This window comes from Shewanella donghaensis, assembly GCF_007567505.1.
In the GTDB taxonomy this organism is placed as follows: domain Bacteria; phylum Pseudomonadota; class Gammaproteobacteria; order Enterobacterales; family Shewanellaceae; genus Shewanella; species Shewanella donghaensis.
Map to the genome: position 1 here is coordinate 2381390 of NZ_CP041783.1, position 20680 is coordinate 2402069.

The following is a 20680-nucleotide window of genomic DNA, read 5'->3' on the forward strand; positions in this document are numbered from 1 at the left end:
AAAACGTTAGGTGAGTAAGCGTAATAAGTTAACGAGATAAAGTAGATTAGCGGGCTGTCCAATTGATTTATTCAGTTGGTCTATTTTTTAGTAAATAATAAAAAATAGACCAATACTCAACACCGTTGTCAGCAAGGTATTTTTAGTAAAGTAAGCCAATAATGTCGCCACCACGGCGCAAATTAGATAGCTATTATCAATGCTGATATCCAAGTGTCCTTCAGGACTAAAGACTATCGGCGCTAAAATGGCCGTGAGTACCGCGGGAGCTGAGTAGCTTAAAAAGGTCAGTGTTTTTTCACTGAGTCGCAGTGGCAGCTTTGGCTCAAGTAACAAGTAGCGGCTAATAAAGACAACTGCTGCCATCGAAAAAATAGTTAACCACATCATTAGCGCTTCTCCTCATTTTTTGTGTGTTCTTTTTCATGACTTTGTGAATGATCTTGTGTTTCAAACTCACTGACATGCTCAGTTAACACCGCTGCTTTTTTCTCGCCTTCATTGGTTAATTTTGCATATGCCATTCCGGCGCACATGCCGGATATCGAAGCAATTAACAGCCCCACCTGAATCTCAAAAACAGCGCATATAACGGCAAGTACTAGCGACACTAATACACACACAAGAATGGATGGCTTTTTAACAGTAGGCACCACTAAAGCAATAAAGGTCGCAGCGATGGCAAAATCTAACCCCAACTCTTCAAGATTATCAATTGATTGACCTGCAACGATGCCGAGGAAGGTCGCTAGGTTCCAGCCCAAATAGAAGGTTAAGCCGCCACCCAATGCATACCAAGGATCAAGCTTATGACGGCTGCTAGCCTCTGAACCACTTTGCTGCGCTATGGCAAATAACTCATCAGTTAATAAGAAGCCTAAACTCAAGCGCCACTTCAGAGACATAGGGCTAATTTGGCTTCTCATTGTCATTGCGTACAGTAAATGACGTGATGTTATCAGTAAGGTCGTAATCAAAATACTGCCAATACCAATGCCAGCTTTAATCATCCCTAAAGCCACTAACTGTGCACTCCCAGCGAAAATAATGGCCGACATAGCTTGGCTTTGTAGTGCAGTAAGCCCCACTTCTAACGCTAAAGAACCCGCTAAAACCCCCCAAGGTATTACAGCAATAGTCAGCGGCATCACCGCCAACATGCCTTTTAAATAAGCACTTGATTTAGTAGTCGATTCCATCGAGATCTCAGTCGTGTCATTCGGCATATAAAGTGGCTATCATCTCCATGAAAATAGTATTAATAACGGTCAGTGAATGAGTTTATCTTAAACTACTTTATTAATAAGCATAATGCTCAAAAGGTCTCAATAATTTCAAGTCGGGAATTTTCAAGTCGGCTATTTCAAGTCGACAATATTCAAGTCGATTGTTTACAGAAGTGATATTCGAAAGATAGATAGGGCGTGTAGAAGTAAAGTGTGGATATTAAAAAGGCTTCCACATGGAAGCCTTTTTTTTAATGACCAATCAACTTATCGTTTTTGATCCGATACTAACTGAGTCAGTTTATCTATCTTGTCATGGAGTAGCTGAATCTCTGCGGCTGAGGCAGCTAGATTAGTGTCATCAATAACATCCTCATCTTCGCCTTGCTCTGCCCGCATGATTTTGGTTTCTTCACCCATCACATCAAGCACGGCGCCCACCATCATGTTGAGAAAAACAAAGGTGGTTAAAAAGATAAAGCTGAGATAATACAACCAACTTAGTGGATGAACTTCCATGGTTTCGTACATGATTGATGTCCACGACTCAAACGTGGATATTCGAAATAACGTCAGCATGGCAATAGAGACATCGCCCCATAAAAATTCATTAATGCCAGCAAAAAACATGCTGCCAACTGCACCATAAATGTAAAAAATAACAAACATTAATAACGCAATATAACCCATTCTTGGGATCGCTTTGAGCAATGCGTTAATGAGCATTCTTAGCTCTGGTACCATCGACACTAAACGCAATACTCTGAAAATTCGCAGTAATCTCGCCAATAATATCGTTGAGCCACCCAGTGGCACTAAGCTACCAATCACAATGATGGTGTCAAAAATATTCCAGCCTTTTGAAAAAAATGACTTTATCCCATCACTTGCCATATAGCGGATAATTAATTCGATTAAGAAAAATGCCGTAATGGCCATATCTAACGCCAATAAGCTTTTTTCAAACCATTCTGGTAGCTGATAAGTGTGTGCACCAATAGACAGTGCCGACACAATAATCACAAAGATAACAAATCCCTGAAAGGTTTTGCTTTGATCAATTTTTTTAAGGTGAGTCAGAATACCTGAGGCTTGCATGATGAATTGTAGCTCCGAAAATAATCCCTCTATTTTGAGGACTCGTGAGCCTACTGAAGCAATATTAAAATAGTCTTAAAAATTGCGTTAATTCGATGAAAATAACGCCAGAAATGTGAAATAGTCACTTTATAAATAATGATTAATTTTCGAAAGATTTTTTTGAGCTTGTTTTAAGAGCCCTTGGGCTTGAAATCATACATTTCAAGAAAAGCTTGTTATATTAAACTTATTGATCAATACTTGACTAGTCAACCTTTTAGCAATCAAATAATCATCACACCACAGAATATCACTAGGAAAAATCATGTCAGATTCACTGTCTATCGCGTTTGAATTATCGTCCAGCTTTGGACAGTTCAATAAAAAAATTGATCGCGCCTTAAGCGTACATGGCATTAGCTTTACCGAATTCATGGTAATGCATCAATTAGCGCAAGCGCCCAATAAGGTCATTAGCCGCATTCAATTGGCAGATGCCATTAACCTCACAGCATCGGGTGTCACGCGTTTATTACTGCCCATGGAAAAGAATGGCCTAGTAGAAAAAGAGAAAAATAGCAGAGACGCTCGGGTTAGCTTAGTAAAGCTTACCGATACGGGAAATACTTTATACCAAGATGCATTAGCCACCAGCCAAAGTTGCAGTGATGGGCTGACTCAACATTTGAGTTCAAAGCAGTTGACTCAATTAAGCGAGCTTTTACGTAAACTCGGTTAAAGCGTATTGTTGATCACACCGTTTGGTAGATCTCTAATGGCAAGGCATCGGGATCGCTAAAGAAAGTGAACTTTTTGCCAGTATATTCATCGATTCGAATCGGTTCAACATCGACATTATTTGAGGTTAAATGCGCCACTACCATATCAATATCGGTCACCTTAAAGGCTAAATGACGCAGTCCTTGTGCCTCAGGATAACTGGGGCGTTTAGGTGAATTAGGAATCGAAAAAAGCTCAACTTGACTGCCATCAGCCAGCTGTAAATCCAGCTTATATGACTGACGATCTTCACGATAGTTTTCAGCCAAGACTGTAAAGCCTAAAACCTCAGTGTAAAAGTGTTTTGATCGCGGGTAATCGTCACAAATGATCGCCACATGATGAATGCCATTAAACATAAAATCCCTTTCGATCTATGATAAAAATAATAAAACCCTGATAGAGAGTCTATCAGGGTTTTATTCAGCAGGTTTTTCCTTTCGCAACTCAGTTGTAATTCAGTCGCTGATTCTTAGCAAGTCAATCTGAAGCTTTATACCCCGACTTCACCGCCATCATCTTTACGAATAACCACTGTGGCATCACGTGGACGCAATGTCATGCCTGCAGGTGTTTGCTCAGCAGCATTGCTTGAGTACGGCCAATTTCTTGGATGCTGAATATTGGCAAACACCGTGCTGTAATCAGATGTAATCGCAAAACCAGTAACTTCACAGCCATTAGGGCCAACAAAGAAACGTTTAAGCTGTGTTTGATTATCTGCTGTTATCACTTGTTGTTTGTCATCAGCATCAACCATGGTTGATGGCACAATCGCTAACATTTGATCGTTGGTGTAGTCTTCAACTTCATCAGCGCCATTGTCGGTTTGCACCCACATAATACCGCGCTGATCAAACGCTAAACCATCAGGGCTGGCAAACTGATTCAAATCACTTAAGCCTGAACGGTTTGTATCTGCATCAGCATCTGTCGGTGCACCAAATACAAAAATATCCCAGCTAAACTCAGTTGCAGCTTCGCCTTCATCCCAGCGAATAATATGGCCAAAGCTGTTATTTAAACGTGGGTTTGCAGCATTGGTTTCTTCAGTGCGCTTAGTGTTATTGGTTAAGGTGAGATACACACTGCCAGTAAATGGATCAACAGCTGCCCACTCAGGGCGATCCATCGGCGTTGCGCCAACTAAATCAGCCGCACCAGCGGTATTTAATATAATCGCGGCTACTGAATCAAAGCTATCAGCCAATGTTTTACCATCAGTCGTCGTGCTATCTAAGGTTAATGGTAACCAAACACCAACGCCATCTTCACTGAATTTAGCCACATATAACGTACCCGCATTCATGTACTTATCGCCCATTGCGATACGGTTAGTAGCATTTGCATCAGCTTCATCCCAAACCGCGTCAGAAACATACTTATATAAATACTCAAATCGCGAATCATGGCCAGAGTAAAAAGTAATAGGCTGGCCTGCTTCTAGCTTGCCAAAAGTACAACCTTCATGACGAAAACGGCCTAGAGCGGTACGTTTTACTGCGCGTGAGTTAGGGTTGTATGGGTCAATCTCGACAATATAACCGTGACCGTTTGCTTCGTTGCGATAATCGTTAGCCGCACTTGAGCCTGTAGGCGTAATATCAAAACGAGCGAATTCATCTAAACGTTCATCGTCATCACCCGCTAAGTGGTTCCAGCCATAACGCGTATCTGTAGTTGAAATACCAATACGGCTTTGATCTTCAGTTAAGGTGCCATGACTAACAAAATACCCCGGCCAGTTTTCTTCACAAGTAAGATAAGTGCCCCAAGGTGTGTAGCCATTACCACAATTATTTAACGTACCACGAGCTTGGCTTCCATCTGGTGAGTAGCGTGTTTCAAGGTATGATGAATAAGCTAATGGGCCCGCGATATCCATCACAGTTGCACCAGTAAAGCGGCGATTATGTGGATCGTTTTCAACCACTTGCCACATATTATCTTTTAGCTGAATACGCACCACTGAGATGCCATGAGCGTTAATTTCTTTGCGGATTTCATCAATTACCGTGCGCTTACCATTCGCATCAGCCGTCGGCCCCATTGGGTGTAAGGCATTTTGATTGATATATTCATGGTTAATACATAATAAACCGTCATCTGCGGCATCATTTAATGGATAAAAATGCATGCCATCATGATGCATACCCACAGCGTTCTCTTGGTCTAAAGCTGTATTTGAACCGTCATCTTTCCAAGCATTCGCTTTACTATTTAATGGTGTTCCCCAAGGTGCGAGTACATAAGCTGAATAACCAGCAGGCACTGCCACAGCATCTAATTTAGAACCCGCGATTGAATCAAAACCTAAAACAGCAGAGCTTTTAGCAGGTGGTGTTACTGTCGGTGGTGGTGTCGTTGTTGGCGGCGGTGTGCTACCAGAATCGTTGTCAGAACCACAAGCCGTTAATCCTGCACCAGCAAACGCCGTCATAGCACTTAAGCCTAAACCACGTTTCACAAAGTCACGACGTGATAAATGATTCTCCATCACCGTGGCAAATGGCACATTATTACTTTTATTATATTTTGTTGGGTCGAATGTTGCCTTGCTCATAATCTATCCTTAAGTTTGCTCACATCATTAATTAGCGTTCTAAATTAGTGAACATAAGATAAGCAGAGTTTGTGACAAATTCACGCCATCTTGATGACAACAAGATGACGGTTATATATCAAAATAATGAACAGGTATGAAAATGTGACTTTAGCCACTGGAGAGTTAGCAGCCAGACAGATGTTAGAGCACGTTTATCTAACTAATTGTTATTGAGAGCATTAAAATATCGCTCAAAATCGTTATCTTCGCTTTGACTGCGCTAAGGCTTTTTTGAGCGCTTGCTTTTTCAATGCACCTTTTTTTGTTTTACGAGTCACTGAAGCAACTTGGGTTAAGTCAGGCTCAAAACCCACTAACCATTGTTGTGGTAAACGTCTATCTAAAAAGGCTTCTAACTTTATTAATTGCGGCTCGTCATCAACACTTAATAAGGTAATGGCTTGGCCTTCTTTGCCAGCGCGGCCTGTACGCCCAATGCGGTGAATATAGTCTTCATTTTGAAAAGGCAGTTCTATATTAACCACATAGTTAAGCTCATTAATATCTAAGCCCCTTGCTGCAACATCGGTGGCTACCAGCGCTTTAATGTCACCTAACTTAAACTGGGCTAACACGGTTTCACGCATGGTTTGCGAAAGATCCGCATGAAAAGCGGCTGCATTAACACCCGCTTGCTTCATTTGCGTAACTACTTTATCAGCACCTTGTTTGGTGCGACTAAACACTAACGCTTGCTGCCAGTTCTCTTTCTTAATCAAGTGACACAAAGCCGGCATTTTCTTGTTAATATCAAGGTTATATACCCGCTCCACAATCTTGGCTGCGGTACTGTTTCGATCGCTGGTTTCAATCACTTGAGGAGAGTACAGTAAACGTTTACTGAACTTAAAAATTCGCTCATCTAACGTCGCTGAAAACAACAATGTTTGACGCTCTTTAGGTAGGCGTTTCAACACCTCGATAATCTCATCTCTAAAGCCCATATCTAACATGCGATCGGCTTCATCAAATACCAGGTGTTTAAGGTTGGCCAGTGACATAACACGATTGCGTAAATGATCTAACAATCGCCCTGGCGTTGCGACAATAATGTCAGCGCCAGCTTGTATCGCATCTGCTTGCGCTTTAATACTGACACCGCCATACACAATAACTGCGTTAATGCCGCTGTCACCGGCATACTTTTCCACACTTTGATGCACTTGCTGAGCAAGTTCACGGGTGGGCACTAGGATTAATGCTTGGGTGTTATCTGCTTTTTTAGGGGCTTCTTTTGAAGGGACTATATTTACTTCAGCATTGGTGGCGTTATCTACTTCTGCATTAGTTGCCTTGTCATCCAGGTCCTGCAATAACATTTGGATAATAGGCAATACAAAAGCCGCTGTTTTTCCGGTACCCGTTTGTGCGCCTGCCAGTACATCTTTACCAGACAACACCACAGGAATGGCCTGCTGCTGAATTGGTGTGGGTTGTTCGTAACCTAAGCTATTTAACTGCTTAACCAACGAAGGCATTAAAGATAACGAAGAAAACGACATGAAAACTCCTATTAATTTATGCGCTGAAGTTTATCACGGCCATCGATGAAAACCAGTCAGTCCCTTTGCGATTACCAGCCAGTTACGTTTTAAATAACAGTCAGTCACGTTGTAAATAACAGCAGCAGAGGTTAAATGATTTAAGCACTGTCTATAGGGAATGACTAAGCCAATAAAAATGCCGACTTTCTTATCTGCATACTGTAATAGCTACAGCATACATAAAGAATTGTCGGCAGTTTTTCACATCCGTCAGCAGTTAAACTGCGAGTAAATGGATACTCGCATTGGCACTAATGTTTAAAATTTAATCCTAAAATTAAAAGTTACGCTCAGTGGTTTCACCATTAATGACAATAACCTCTTGTTCATCTGTATGGATAAAAAAGGCTGGATCATCTTCTGGGGTATTGGGTAATTCAGGATCGTCATTTTGCGCAACGCAGGTATAACCTAGGCTGTAGTTATCTGCGACCACAAAACCAAACTCATAGTCATAACTTACAACGTCATCGTTTGCATCCAACACGGGATTAACTCTGGCAGCCGCAATTGGCGCCACCATAATGAACTGACTTTCGCTATCACGAAAGTCATCCATATTTTCAAGGGCTGTCGCTTCTGGATATAAATACACTGCTGAGCTAAATTCAGAGCCACCAGCGGCAACTTCGCACTGAGTCATAACATCGTCAGAAATACTGCCTGCAATAGCGCCAACCTCAGCCGTATTAACTAATTGCACTGAAGTCGGTTTTAAAGTCCAGTAGTCTTTATTTCCTTTTGGTCCTTGCAAGCCCTTCTGTAAATCAAATTCTGCGACAAAGCTATTATTACCCGCTGCGATAGTGAAGGCCTTATTGAAGAACAAACGACCGGTGTTGTCATCGTCTGCGCCCACACCGCCACAACTGCCATTACTGTTCGTGGTTAAACCTGCAATAGCCTCGTCCATCGTTTGCACGTAAGAGCTGTCTTCATTAGCCAATTCACTGTTTTCAATGTAAATACACATCTGGTATTCACCGACCGCGACATCTTGACCGCTCACTAAGGTTTCAACGTCTGAGCCTTGAAATTCTAATAAATCGACTTGCTTTAATTCGCCATTATCTGATACATCAAATGAAATACTACCGGCACTATTTTTAAGAACAACTTGCTTAAAGCCTATGGTGACCATTTTTGCATCAGCAGGATTATCTGACACCCCTAAGCTAAACTTTCCAGTCTCAATTGCCGGAGTAGAATCGTCACTACCACCGCAAGCACTTAGCAGCCCTGCCGCGGTAAAAAGAAGTGCTATCTTTGAAAACGTCATAGAATATCAACCTTATAAATTACAACCTAAGACTGATAGTTTAGCATCCACAGCAATAGTAATGACTAAATTAGCGAATAAGTGCCGTACATTGCCTGAAAATTAATACCTTCGTCATAGTAATGTTAATGTCTCGCAGTTAATGGTCCATAACCGCCAAACTTAGTCGCAAAATAACCAATAATCCAACCAGCGATTAATCCATCTGCAACAAACCAAAACGGCGATTGCAATAAACCACGCACGCCAAATATGGCCACCATTAAAGCTTGAATTTGATCATAGGCGACAAAGGTAAAAACAAAGTTCATCCAGCCGCCCATCATGACTGCGGTTAACCACCAGGGTAGCGATATTTTTAACATAGGATGATAATCAAATACCCCAACAAGACCGATAATGGCGCCAAAGGTGATATACCAAAGCAATAAGCCCCATAAGAATAACGAACTGGTTTCAGGTGCTAACCATGACACTATCCAAAAGCACAATACGCCAAAGACTAAACCTAGCAACTTACCAATGGCAATCCGGGTTAAAAGGGAAGGATGAGTAAACATAGAACCTCCACACAATTTGAACTATCTCAGTAAACCGCAAAACTCATTCAGGATTTACTCAATAAGGTTAACTCAGTGTATTAGGGCAAACTCTCTTCATATTAGCGCTAACTGTTGTAGCTAACTGTGACCTCGCATCAATTTCAAATCGATTGTTATACTCAATTAATTTAAGCGAAATTCAAGCAGTGGCAATGCACTATCAGGATCGTCAGCAACACCAATATGCTTAAAGCCATTCTTTTCCAGCACCTTAATTGAGCCGAAATTATGCTCTGTCACTTCTGCAATAATCGGCCTTTGTGTATGCTCCGATAAAAAGACTCTTAAGGCATTAGAGGCAAAGCCTTTACCCCAATATTCGCGGCCAAGCCAATAGCCTAATAACCATTGATGGTCGCTTTGCCACAACACTATGCTGCCGACAATATCACCATCAACAATAATCGCTTTCGCCGCGATATCAGCATTACTCAAAATATTGGTCTGCCAATGTTCAAAAAAGGCGCTGCGATCTCGGGCAGGGAAATCAGCCATCTCATTGGCGAGCGGATCGGCTTGAAACTGATATAAGCATTCTAAATCGGTTGGTTTGATATTCCTTAGCTGCAAGTACATGACTCCCTCTCGCCTTTCTGTCCATTAATCGTATTGTTAAACACAAACTCAGCATTTGAATCGGTTCTTTTATGAGTAAGCTTATGCAAAATTGCCAAAAATTGATAAACTGTGTGGCTTAAACCTAACCTTTCTTCAGAATAATCTCTACTCACAGGAAATCCATAGTGACAGACTCAGGTATCCGCCTTAATAAATACATCAGTGAAAGTGGCATTTGCTCAAGACGTGAAGCCGACCGCTTCATCGAACAAGGCAATGTATTTATTAACGGTAAACGTGCTCAAGTAGGTGACCAAGTGTCACTTGGCGATAAGGTCAAAGTAAACGGCCAAGATATCGAGCCAAAAGATGCTGAAGATTTAGTGTTTATTGCATTAAATAAGCCCGTTGGCATTGTCAGTACCACTGAAGGTGCTGAGCGCGATAACATCGTCGACTTTGTTAACCACTCGACCCGTGTGTTCCCTATCGGCCGTTTAGATAAAGACTCTCAAGGTTTAATCTTTTTAACCAATAATGGTGACTTAGTTAATAAAATCCTTCGAGCGGGTAATAACCACGATAAAGAATACGTGGTCACGGTGAATAAACCGATTACCGATAGCTTTATCAAAGGCATGGGCGCAGGCGTACCGATTTTGGGCGTAGTGACTAAAAAGTGTAAAGTTGAGCAAGTCTCACCATATGCTTTTAAAATCGTATTGGTTCAAGGTCTTAACCGCCAAATTCGTAGAATGTGTGAATACTTTAATTTTGAAGTCACTAAGCTTGAACGCCAACAAATCATGAATGTCAGCCTTAAAGGTCTGCCAATCGGTGAATGGCGTGATTTAGACAAACAAGAGCTTGATGAGTTGTTTGACATGATTAAAGACTCGTCATCAGAAGATAAAAAAGCCCCGAAGAAAAAGTCTCAGCCTAAAGTTAAAACGGTAGCTCGTGAAAAAATTGAAGGCCCAGAGCACTTTATGCAGCACAACCGCAGCACCAAGCATAAAGGCCAGGCAAAAGGTGGCAACAAAGGCCAAACTAAGACCCAAGCTAAGGGCGGTAAAGGCAAGCCAAGCGGCGGCCGTAAACCGAACCGAGCACGTTAATTGGCTCGATATTTAGATTAAATAATAAGCCTTGCTAGCCTTAGAAACATAAAAAGCGTCAATATATGCATATTGGCGCTTTAAATTTTTCAACTGACTAACATTATCCTAGCCAATAAACCTAAACTCAATAATCCTCATCCATATTTTCAGCCGCCATACGTTTAACATCTTCCTTCGTTAACCCCATCGCATCTGTCATATAGCAAACTTTCACCAACTGAAACATCTGCACCACAGAGCTCAAACGCCCTGCATGCATTTGTAAATTCAACAAAGCCATTGTCGCACCGATTTCATCATTTGAATCAGTAGGCGCAACGAACTGACCTAAAGCCTCATTCGCTTTTGCTATTTCAGCAACTGTACCTTGATACTTTTCAACGTTTTCCGGTAAATAACAACTCGAGGTTTCAGGTAACTGGCTAAGAAACTGCTGATACTCTGTAATAAATTGATTGGCCTCTGTGATAGTTTGTTCACCCAATGCTTGTAACTCTTGCACCTTGCCACCAGTGAATATCGCAACAGCACTTCCTGACTCAGCCACTTGATTAAACTCCTGCATAAGTGCGAGTTGTTTTTCTGAAATAACCTGACTACGATCGAATATCGGCTTAGTTTTAGCGTCAAATTGATCGCGGGCAAGTTGACTATTTTCAGCAAACACAGCGCTATTAACACTCAAGAGCAGCCCCAGTAACACAGCACGTTTTATGGTTTTTATTTTGGTATTTATTTGAGTATTTATTTGAGTATTCAAGTATTAATTCCTTTTAATAATATGGTTTATTTTTTTAGAAATGGCATTAACCAACTATGAATCGCATAGCTGTATTTAGTAGGTATTTTATAGGCTAGTGTCTCAGCGCCTTTTCGAGTAATTAAATAGGTAATCTTAGCAAGATTAACCACACCCACAACTTCAGATAATGGGTATTTTCTTGCACCAAATAGGCTTGTTTTCACAATCACATTACCATGGTCAATCTTCAAGCGAGTCGATACACTGCTATTAATACTAATATAACTAAGGCCACTCACAAAGATGAATGCAATTAACTGCTGAACAGCAAAAGGGATGTATGTAAAACCTTCCATCTCAGATAAGTACAACAAAAATACGCTGGTCAATACTGCCCAAGTGATAATGCTAATAGCCACAATCCACTGCCCAATTACTCCTCCCTTTGCAGCTGATATGGTTAACTGTTGAAACCCCGTTTCTTTAACGATAGAGTCATTAGGTAATGGGGTTTTCTGATGATTTTTCATTAACCCTTTAACGCTAAACTTATGCCTTTTATGCTGCACGACCATCGCCAAATCAGTATCGAAATGCTGTTCAATAAATAGCGCAACATCCAGCATGGTTGAAAAGCCTCTCATCGAAAGATTCCACTCAGGATAGCTATAAAATTTAAGACGGTAATGATGACTAACTTGTTTTTGATTATCAAAAAATGCATTAACCTCGCCGCTGGTAGCGCCAGACATTTCCAGTAAAGATAAACTGCGGTTAGTTATAACTTCTTTATTGGTGGTAATACCAAACCAAGACTTAGTTTTGGTTAATTCTTTATTTACAGCATCAATAGTCAATCGATTGATTTTAAACATTGGAAAGAAAAAACAGCTCCCCAACAATAAAAACACAAAAGACATTACTATTTCACCTGTATCTTGGTAATTAAACCAGCTCAAATACATTACTCCAGCGCCAATCAATGCCATGACCCCACTGAAAATAAAATCTATGATACCGCCGACATCTTGTAGAACTATCCGTTCTTCCGTCTGCTTACAAATTTTATAACTCATTACATCCCTTTAATATTTTTTAGCCATTTAAAAACAAAGCCCTATTGCTTTCACAATAGGGCATATCGTTATGGTTTCTTTTGAAAATACCAACGGTTATCATCATACAGTTTAAAAGAACAGGAACTTCCTCTTACACTATTCATTATTCCTGCTTTATATTTTATTTTTATACGCTTAATTTCGTGACCTTTATATGTTTTCTCTATTAACTTATCTTCCATTTCAAAAACTTCATATTCAAATAATGGCTCGCTACCAAAACGCTTTAAATGTCCTTGTGGCCAGTCATTTTCTAAAATGGTTTCTAGCTTTTTCATAGATTTTGGCAGTAAGTGAAAGAATAACTCAGGATCATTTTTCAAATAACTGTTCACCATATAGTCTTGGCAAATGGCCTTTAAATTTTCATCAGAGCCGTCTTCAATTCCTGCAAAGCGCTCAAGGGCATTGGCCGATAAACTGAACAGCATCATGCTGATTAACATTATTAGTTTCATATAAAGTCCTTTTCATTAATGGCGTTGTAAATAACGCCTATTTTCCATTTTTATGTTGCTGCAAATTTTATTTGTATTCTTAAATTAAAAAACGAATATAAAGTGAATATAACCCAAAGCCTGTCATCCCCAGCAGGCATACCACTAGCGGGACAAGTAGGTAAAAACGCCACACTGCTGGGGTTTGTTGAATCTGCGTCAATGTCGCACTGTAGCCTAACTTACACAGTGCAATAACGAATTTATTACTATCGAATGTTTGCCCAGCTAATGTAAAACATTTACCGTTACGCACATCAATGTTTATCTTAAATACAAAAGGTCGCCTGTACACTCTGAGGGGATCATTATCGTTACCGGAGCCAGTTTTATACCAATTCCACTCAATATTAATTGATTTAATCGCAGCCTTTTCTATCTGCCTAGCTTGCTTGTCCTCAAAATACACAGCAGGAATAACTAATGTGTTTTCGCTGATAACAATCTCATTTGGCGCCGTTATCCCGTTTGTATAATGTTTATCACAGATTAACTTTCGCCTAACGCCAGATACTGCAACACCAAATACTGCAACCACGATTGCCGCAACGAGATTTTGGCTCGAATAAAGTATCAATAAGGCAACAGAAAAGCCGATATAACTAGAGGCCCAAACTTGATGAAAGTATTGCCGAGGTAAAGGCAGCATAAATAGCGTAACAGGGAATTGTAATTTTATAGGGTCGTTAAATAAATCAAGGCGAATAAACGCTTTTACCGTATCTTGATCAAGGGGAACTGAACTAAAATCAGGCCAATCTTTGCGATTGATAGTATCAAATTTACCCATCACATTAATCCCATGGGACAGTAAATTTATTCTAAGTTTTTGCGCTAAAGCAGACAACTTATGTTGTTTAACTTTTAGCGATATTGATATAGGGTCTGAAGCTGGAGTTTGCTGATTATCGTTAACATGTAAAATCACTTTATAAGTATTGTGTACCTCTCTTAACTCAATATTTTTTATTATCGAGTAATCAACATTCTGTTGTTGAAAGGTATAAAGGGGTTTTGCACCTAACTTAAAACCATGAAACTGGGTAAACCGCTTGCATGAAGCATCAAAGTGCCATCGACGCTGATAGCTAAACGCTATCAAGCTCAACAATATGCTCAGCATTAAGCGCCCGATAGCTTCAGTTGAAAGACTGAATACACCTATTGCCAGCACGACATAAATCAGATTAAAAAATATAAAAATCCACTTCATTTTCTCAAATGGTGAAACAATCGAAAATGATGACGTGGTATTTAATAACGTCCCTGTTATCTTGCTAAACATCTTATCCCTTAATCGATTTATCCATGCCAGTTTTGCTGTCAGATCTTTTTAATATACTTAATATTACCGAGGTCGTAGTTTCCAATGGTTGCCTTCTAAACGAGTAAATGTACAACCAGAGTTACCGCTGCCTTTGCCATTATGAGATGAATATATGTAATCTACACCGGCAAAGTTTTGATCTTCTAATTGCACAATAACAATACTGTTCAAAGTATATGTTTCTGCACTGACTTCTCGTTCATAAGCTTTTACGTATACTTCAAATTGCTTAACTAAACCAGGATGTTCATGAAATTTAGGGGCAACAAATGTTTTAAACAATTCGGCATCTTGGTTTTTTAGTAAGTCTCTATAAATCTTACATTTATCAAGAAAGATACTATCGGTATTGCTGTCTGCAACAAAATTATAATTTCTGCCGTCAGCATGAACGTCATATGACCAGCTAACAAATAATACAAATGCTAACGTTTTAACTAAAATATCCATATTTACTCTTCCTTTTTAAAATCGACACGAGTGTAGTGACATCATTAAACAGCAATATAAGCCCTTAATTAAATGCGACTAAAGCTATCAAGCTTCCAGGTATCTTGTTCAAATACCCATTCAAGCTGCTGGCCATTGTCACTATCTTTGATAATGATTCTTTTACCGTTTAGCTGGCTTTTACCCTGTAACTCGTTAAGTAAACCATTATAAGCAGCCACATCTTTGTCGCTAGTATCCATTGGGGCATATAGCATTGCTTTACTGTATTTCTTTAATGCTGCCGTAATGATGGGCTCCATGCTGTTATCCCTTTGCTTTATGTTACTGACAAAGTCATCCCTGAAACGATTTGAAAACATCGCTAATTGCTGCTCTGTTTCAGAAGAGGTTGTATGCAATACACGAAACCAGTTGACCACCAACACATCAATGTTATCTGGCTTAGGATTATTTAACCCTTTATTCGAAATAGATAAACTGCTGATACCTTGATTAAACGATAATGCTTCAGCTAATGACCCATTAACCAATTTAACTAATGTTTGTATGTCTGCGTCATGGGATGAATCTAAAGGCGCGATTAATGCCTGAACCTCAGTCGAAAAAACATCATTAGACTTAATACTTTTAGACAGGTTAGCTAACTCACGAAAGAATTTAGGGTTAATCGTTTTAACCTTAGCCTGCAATGCCTTTGCGTCATTAAAAGCGCCTTTATCGCGCATTTTTGACTCAAGCAGTCTTTTAAAGTTTTTTTGTGGAAATAACAAGGTAATCCATTGTTCTGTAGCGTTTCTTGCATTTGGAAAGCTTTTAGCAATCACTCCAATATTGGGCGGAGTGATATATCTTGCTTCAACTTCAGCTCTCATGAGCTTTCTAACACGAGCATCAAACTGGGTTCTAAACTGATGATATAAATCATAGTTAAGGTAATCGGGTTGCTGCTTGAGTAATGCTATCAGTTCAGTGTTTAAGCCGCTTTCAGTGACCTGTTTAACAACACCCATTTGCACGTCAAATGAGCATGAGATGCAACTTCGCTTGGTTATCGTATCGCTATGACTAAAAGAGATTGTCGCAACGTCAGGGAATACTGAAGCTTGGAATACATCATGGCGCTGGCCATTTTCCATATAGAAAATATCAGCGTCAGCTTTGGTTACATTAGGACATTTACCAACATCAAACGTTTGCGAATAAGGTGCAGAGATGCGCCCTAAGTTGATGGTTTTCTCATGCAATTTGTAGCTATAATAAAGTTGATATTCTTTATCTGGTATTAGTTGATCGTGGATTTTTACTTCCACGGGACAATTTGCCAATGCAGCTGAACAAGGCGCTAAACTCAAAGCCAATAGAGTATTATTTACTTTCATTATCTTCCCTGATATTTACAGTTTAATTGATTTAAAAAGTTAACTGACACTAGAAATTATGGCACCGACATCTCTATTAATGGTTTATTACAAAATGCTGATAGCTGCGAAGCTAAAAGGCTCATTGAGCTTAAACTGCCAAAACTAAAACCATACGGCGCTTTTGTTTCATCAAAAATAATAACCAATTTATAGCCATTTTTACGACCAATATCCTTATCTACTCTAAATGCTTTAATGCTATCTATTGAGATCTTTTGTTTAGCGATAGGATATACCGAACTGATAGTGGTGGTAATAAAAGTACTACCTAAGTCAATTTCAACTTTGCGCTGGCAAAATAACAAATGCCAGCTAAACAAAGCGCCACAAGCCCAGTTAAGCACAAAGCCAATTTCAGCCCCCTTCAAGCCAAGCCCAGCGATACACACCATTGCTGTGACAATAATGGCAAATATTCTTCGGCCAATACTATCAGTACGTTTATTTGTCAGTACTGCTCGAGTGTCCGATAAACGTTTAAATAATTGCATCACTCCGCTCCAATTAAACGTATAACAAAGCCAAGCAATAACAAAAATGGCCATGGTAATAGAAACTTTGCAAAAGTCATCGGCTGCCAAATCGATGAGACATCTGCGGCATGATTACCCGCTATATTATTGTCGTTAACCATTACCATCTTAACTGGGGCGTGTTCAAGTATACGAATTTCAGGAAAGTGGCTAACTTGTTCAGTAGCCTGTATTTGAGAGACAAACGAGATAAACCTAACGGCCTCGGTGGCTTCGGTTAAGCTGCCAATAGTATAAGTGTGCTGATGGACTTTCATCTCAAACTGTTTATGGTCTGCACTCGAGCGACGTAAAAGTAACGCCGTATTATTAAGGGGCTCAGATGTCGTTTTATGTAAACTAAAATGCCAAATTTTTAATTCTAGATACCGTGTACGACTGCTGATATCCAATATTAATTTATGGCTAAGTGATAGCAATAAAGTAGCGAGGAGAATACATAACACCACCACAACTTGGTAAAAAGTTTGCTGTACTCCATCAAGGGTGATTGCCATTACCAAAGAAGCAGACAAAGGAAACATTAATATCAATACAACGGCGCGAAGATAATAATGTTTTTTAGTCCCTAGACATATTTTTTCTGGTAATCCGTCAGGCTTAATTACCCTTTGAGCTTTTTTAGATAAATCAGAATACTGCATTATATTCCCTTAACTGCAACGTCCTACGACAAACTATTTGTAAAAGTTAACATTACAATCCCACGGTTTGTGGGATTGAAGATAAAAACCAACCATCGGGAGTTTTAATGTACTTACAACTTGCACGAGCATTGAAAGACTCACCTTGAATATATAACTTTATTTTTGCTCATTTGTTTACACAAATTTATCAAGCGCATTTATTGATGACTAAACCTTGATTTACGGGGCACTGAGTTTGCAAATTGACGTAATTTTTCAAAGAATTCATTTTGAGCGGCAGAGTTCTCATAGCTAAAAAAGTAAATATCTTCTGACAGTTTTTGATGGAGGTAGTCATAGAGTTCAGGATAAAGCGAATTTTGTTGCATGGACTTCATGGTCAAGCCGGGAACCCCACGATACAACCACACAAATAAGGTGCTCTCAAATGAGACAGTTTGAACACCTTGACCTTCTATTTGTAAAGCAAACACTCTCGCGTACTCTTCATTTTTCTTTACTGAGAGAATGAATAGTGGATCGCTTAATGCCGGTAAGTTAACCGTCGTGGGTTTAGTGGTATCAAACTCTTTTATATTTCCATCTGCATCATGATAAAAAAGGTGTTCATATTGGCTGCTGATGGCCTTAGGCACTGATAATTTGACTGTAAATTCATTTTTAACCATCAAACGTTCACTATTACCTTTACCATAACCATTTTGTAATCGTATCGAGAATTCACTAATATTCTCAGGCACTTTAAATTCTATTTGAGTGCTTTTTGCAAAATGGCTACTTTTGACATTAATATCACCAAACCAAGCCGTAGTATTACTGTTGAAATTCCGGCCCTTTAGCACTATTGTTTCACCTCTGGCGTAGGATTTATTTTCAAACTCGGTAATGATGGGTATATGAGGCGACAATAACTCAAAGTTAGAGCTATTAGTTCGTTCATCTGCATCCGAGTAAATAAATACACTGCTCCTAATGCTGCTGGTTTGAATGTCATTAAGCCGTGGGATTGTTAGATAAAGCTTACCATTATCATCACTGATAATTTTTTCGTTGAATAACTGATTGCCTATCCATAAAGCGGCAATATATTCAGTATTTTTGTTATATCGCCCAGATAGAGAAATAGTTTGTCCCTGCAGTGACTGCTGACTTAGCTGCACTTGTTCACTTAACTTAGTTGTTACTCCATATAATTTTATATTGGCTTTAAATGACTCGGGCGGCTCAACAGCAACTAAACGATGACTATCGTAGCTATCAAAGATACCGTCTAAATCATCGTCTAAATCCCTATAGTCTGGGGTAGAGTCTCTATCACTATCAATTGGGTGATTTACATTTACAGCTTCAACAGCATCTGAAATATCATTTCCGTCACTGTCTGTATCAACAAAATTACCCAAACTATCTTTATCAATATCAGCAAAGGATTCAAGGCGATCAGGGAGGCCATCACCATCTGAATCATCATCTAAAAAATTAGGGATCCCATCGTTATCAAAATCAGTTTTTAATTGTCCATGCTGATACACATGATACTCATAACTGTCTTTAATTCCGTCCTTATCAGTATCAGCGGTGTGAGGATTAATACCTAAGGCCATCTCTTTAATATCATCCATTCCATCAGCGTCGTTATCCACCGATATTTCAGCAATATAAGATGCATCTCCGACCTGTCTTAACGAAGAAACACTCAAATAACCCACGTCATTACCATTGGGAGTGTAAGTAAAGTGATACTTTACACCGTTCACAGGCTTTATATTATCTTCTCGATAAGTGACAAGTTGAGTACCATTTTTATCAAATAAGTTTGCGGTGGGATAAAAGTTATCATCACTTGAAAGAATGGTGATACTTAGTCGATCATGCGGTTTGATAAGTGCTGTTGGAAAGCGCAATTTAAATACATCTGTATCGCCCGAATGGGGTAACACCCCTTTAATACGTATTGGGAAATGCCCTTGTGAATCATCCGCCGTTTCAACCAGATTATTCTGTTCACTTTCTTGAATTAAAAATAACTCACTTTTAGATGCATCAAACGGATAATCATCTTGCTCATCTGGTATGCCATCACCATCTTCATCCTTGTTCTCCCAGGTGCCCATTTTAAGGGGCGCTTCTTTAGTGGCGAATGCACTATGACTCGTTATAACCCCAAGGCTTGCAATAAGCACTATTGCCAATTTAAAGACTATGTTGTTCATTGTTTATATCCCTATAAAACCGTAAATTAATCCATTATTCTTTCGATACTTATTTGTGCAGTACTTGGATTAGATGGCCATGCTATTTAAGCACTGCATGCCTTTGCCCTTTTATCCCGTGTTTATATTTTTCAGCACCACAGGATAATTAAACTTAATCAGTAAATACAATAAACTCGAATACGGGAATGCCCAACTGTTCAGTTCAAAACGCTGTCCATCATGTAATGCAATTGCAAACGAGTAAATCTGACTTTTCTTCATCGAACCACCATTTTCAGAAGCATAAAACCCATACCATTTAACATCTATTCGTACAATTCTATCCTTAGATAAAACCATTGAACTGGTACTTGAAGCATTATTGGCAATTGATTTATCGCTACACAATTGAGCGACAAAAGGAGGGAAACTAATATGGTTTGCTGCAATCTCTATTTGCTTATTAAACTTAAGCTCTACGGGTTTGATTCCCATACTCCGTAAGGATGTTTTTACTCTAAGTTGATAATAAATAACGAGGCAAAATAACGTGATGAAGGGGATGCTGACGCCATAAAATGGCTTACTCTCTTTTTCTGTAAGCACCTGAAAGTCATTCACTAACGTAGTCACTGTAAAATGCAATAATCCAAAGCCAACGAGTAACATTATCGCTAAAAGTGAAGCTAACTTAACTTCACGCTTGCATGGCAGGCGCATAACCCCCCAAGTGATGGGCAAGGTGATGGCTTTATCTGCGCTAATATTGCGATATTTTCTGCTAATGCTGCTATAAAACCAACGATTATCTGTCAGTAAATGATGCAAATTATTCAAAATAAAAATTCCATTTTTTAGTTCTTAGTTCCGTCTGTAATTCGATTAGCATAATGGCTAATAAAGAATATTGAATGGGTGTCCTTTATCAAAAAAGAACACTCACACTCATCTT

21 protein-coding genes are annotated in these 20680 nt (G+C 39.4%); 2 read left to right on the plus strand and 19 right to left on the minus strand.

The annotated features are described in order from the left end of the window. Nucleotides 1–87: 87 nt before the first annotated feature. The 3 genes from FPK91_RS10125 to FPK91_RS10135 form a co-directional block, all read right to left on the minus strand. Nucleotides 88–390, minus strand: a complete 303-nt coding sequence (locus FPK91_RS10125; RefSeq protein WP_144211021.1) for an AzlD domain-containing protein — start codon at nucleotides 388–390, stop codon at nucleotides 88–90. Beyond that, complete coding sequence (locus tag FPK91_RS10130) at nucleotides 390–1199, minus strand: AzlC family ABC transporter permease (protein WP_227006727.1); 810 nt, start codon at nucleotides 1197–1199, stop codon at nucleotides 390–392. Before FPK91_RS10130 ends, FPK91_RS10125 begins: the two co-directional genes overlap by 1 nt. 294 nt (nucleotides 1200–1493) lie before the next feature. Further along, nucleotides 1494–2324, minus strand: coding sequence for an ion transporter (locus tag FPK91_RS10135; protein WP_144211024.1), 831 nt, complete (start codon nucleotides 2322–2324; stop codon nucleotides 1494–1496). Between the two features lie 307 nt (nucleotides 2325–2631). Between FPK91_RS10135 and FPK91_RS10140 the strand changes: the two genes are divergently transcribed. Then, nucleotides 2632–3045, plus strand: coding sequence for a MarR family winged helix-turn-helix transcriptional regulator (locus tag FPK91_RS10140; protein WP_144211026.1), 414 nt, complete (start codon nucleotides 2632–2634; stop codon nucleotides 3043–3045). Nucleotides 3046–3058: 13 nt separating this feature from the next. Here the strand turns inward: FPK91_RS10140 and gloA2 are convergent, their stop codons facing one another. The 6 genes from gloA2 to FPK91_RS10170 all read right to left on the minus strand — a co-directional run bounded on the left by gloA2 (nucleotide 3059) and on the right by FPK91_RS10170 (nucleotide 9686). After that, nucleotides 3059–3445, minus strand: a complete 387-nt coding sequence (gloA2, locus tag FPK91_RS10145; RefSeq protein ID WP_144211028.1) for an SMU1112c/YaeR family gloxylase I-like metalloprotein — start codon at nucleotides 3443–3445, stop codon at nucleotides 3059–3061. A gap of 134 nt (nucleotides 3446–3579) precedes the next feature. Continuing rightward, the gene (locus FPK91_RS10150) at nucleotides 3580–5649 is read right to left on the minus strand and encodes a PhoX family protein (protein WP_144211030.1); all 2070 of its coding nucleotides are present in this window, start codon (nucleotides 5647–5649) and stop codon (nucleotides 3580–3582) included. Between the two features lie 242 nt (nucleotides 5650–5891). Beyond that, on the minus strand, nucleotides 5892–7193 hold the full coding sequence (locus tag FPK91_RS10155; RefSeq protein ID WP_144211032.1) for a DEAD/DEAH box helicase: 1302 nt from the start codon (nucleotides 7191–7193) through the stop codon (nucleotides 5892–5894). 319 nt (nucleotides 7194–7512) lie between these two features. Further along, entirely contained in the window at nucleotides 7513–8514 is a 1002-nt protein-coding gene (locus FPK91_RS10160; protein WP_144211034.1) for a DUF4382 domain-containing protein, read from the minus strand. A 125-nt stretch (nucleotides 8515–8639) separates the two neighbouring features. Beyond that, on the minus strand, nucleotides 8640–9074 hold the full coding sequence (locus FPK91_RS10165) for a hypothetical protein (RefSeq protein ID WP_144211037.1): 435 nt from the start codon (nucleotides 9072–9074) through the stop codon (nucleotides 8640–8642). A gap of 165 nt (nucleotides 9075–9239) precedes the next feature. Beyond that, entirely contained in the window at nucleotides 9240–9686 is a 447-nt protein-coding gene (locus tag FPK91_RS10170) for a GNAT family N-acetyltransferase (protein WP_158638079.1), read from the minus strand. Nucleotides 9687–9859: 173 nt separating this feature from the next. On the opposite strand from FPK91_RS10170, the gene rluF reads away from it, so the two are divergent. Then, nucleotides 9860–10792: a 23S rRNA pseudouridine(2604) synthase RluF gene (rluF, locus tag FPK91_RS10175; RefSeq protein WP_264371781.1), complete on the plus strand. Its 933-nt coding sequence runs from the start codon at nucleotides 9860–9862 to the stop codon at nucleotides 10790–10792. A 127-nt stretch (nucleotides 10793–10919) separates the two neighbouring features. Here the strand turns inward: rluF and FPK91_RS10180 are convergent, their stop codons facing one another. The 10 genes from FPK91_RS10180 to FPK91_RS10225 form a co-directional block, all read right to left on the minus strand. Next, nucleotides 10920–11555 (minus strand): hypothetical protein, encoded by a 636-nt coding sequence (locus tag FPK91_RS10180; protein ID WP_144211043.1) that lies wholly within the window; start codon nucleotides 11553–11555, stop codon nucleotides 10920–10922. A 26-nt stretch (nucleotides 11556–11581) separates the two neighbouring features. After that, nucleotides 11582–12613, minus strand: coding sequence for a hypothetical protein (locus FPK91_RS10185; RefSeq protein ID WP_144211045.1), 1032 nt, complete (start codon nucleotides 12611–12613; stop codon nucleotides 11582–11584). Nucleotides 12614–12681: 68 nt separating this feature from the next. After that, complete coding sequence (locus FPK91_RS10190; RefSeq protein ID WP_144211046.1) at nucleotides 12682–13113, minus strand: hypothetical protein; 432 nt, start codon at nucleotides 13111–13113, stop codon at nucleotides 12682–12684. Nucleotides 13114–13192: 79 nt separating this feature from the next. Next, nucleotides 13193–14437, minus strand: a complete 1245-nt coding sequence (locus tag FPK91_RS10195; RefSeq protein WP_144211048.1) for a hypothetical protein — start codon at nucleotides 14435–14437, stop codon at nucleotides 13193–13195. A 63-nt stretch (nucleotides 14438–14500) separates the two neighbouring features. Further along, the gene (locus tag FPK91_RS10200; RefSeq protein ID WP_144211050.1) at nucleotides 14501–14929 is read right to left on the minus strand and encodes a hypothetical protein; all 429 of its coding nucleotides are present in this window, start codon (nucleotides 14927–14929) and stop codon (nucleotides 14501–14503) included. A gap of 68 nt (nucleotides 14930–14997) precedes the next feature. After that, entirely contained in the window at nucleotides 14998–16311 is a 1314-nt protein-coding gene (locus FPK91_RS10205) for a hypothetical protein (protein ID WP_144211052.1), read from the minus strand. A 56-nt stretch (nucleotides 16312–16367) separates the two neighbouring features. Next, the gene (locus FPK91_RS10210; protein WP_144211054.1) at nucleotides 16368–16844 is read right to left on the minus strand and encodes a hypothetical protein; all 477 of its coding nucleotides are present in this window, start codon (nucleotides 16842–16844) and stop codon (nucleotides 16368–16370) included. After that, nucleotides 16844–17530 (minus strand): hypothetical protein, encoded by a 687-nt coding sequence (locus FPK91_RS10215; protein WP_144211056.1) that lies wholly within the window; start codon nucleotides 17528–17530, stop codon nucleotides 16844–16846. The genes FPK91_RS10210 and FPK91_RS10215 overlap by 1 nt, the downstream gene beginning before the upstream one ends. A 200-nt stretch (nucleotides 17531–17730) precedes the next feature. Next, complete coding sequence (locus FPK91_RS10220) at nucleotides 17731–19746, minus strand: IPT/TIG domain-containing protein (RefSeq protein ID WP_144211058.1); 2016 nt, start codon at nucleotides 19744–19746, stop codon at nucleotides 17731–17733. Between the two features lie 111 nt (nucleotides 19747–19857). Next, entirely contained in the window at nucleotides 19858–20565 is a 708-nt protein-coding gene (locus tag FPK91_RS10225) for a hypothetical protein (RefSeq protein ID WP_144211060.1), read from the minus strand. Between the last annotated feature and the right edge of the window lie 115 nt (nucleotides 20566–20680).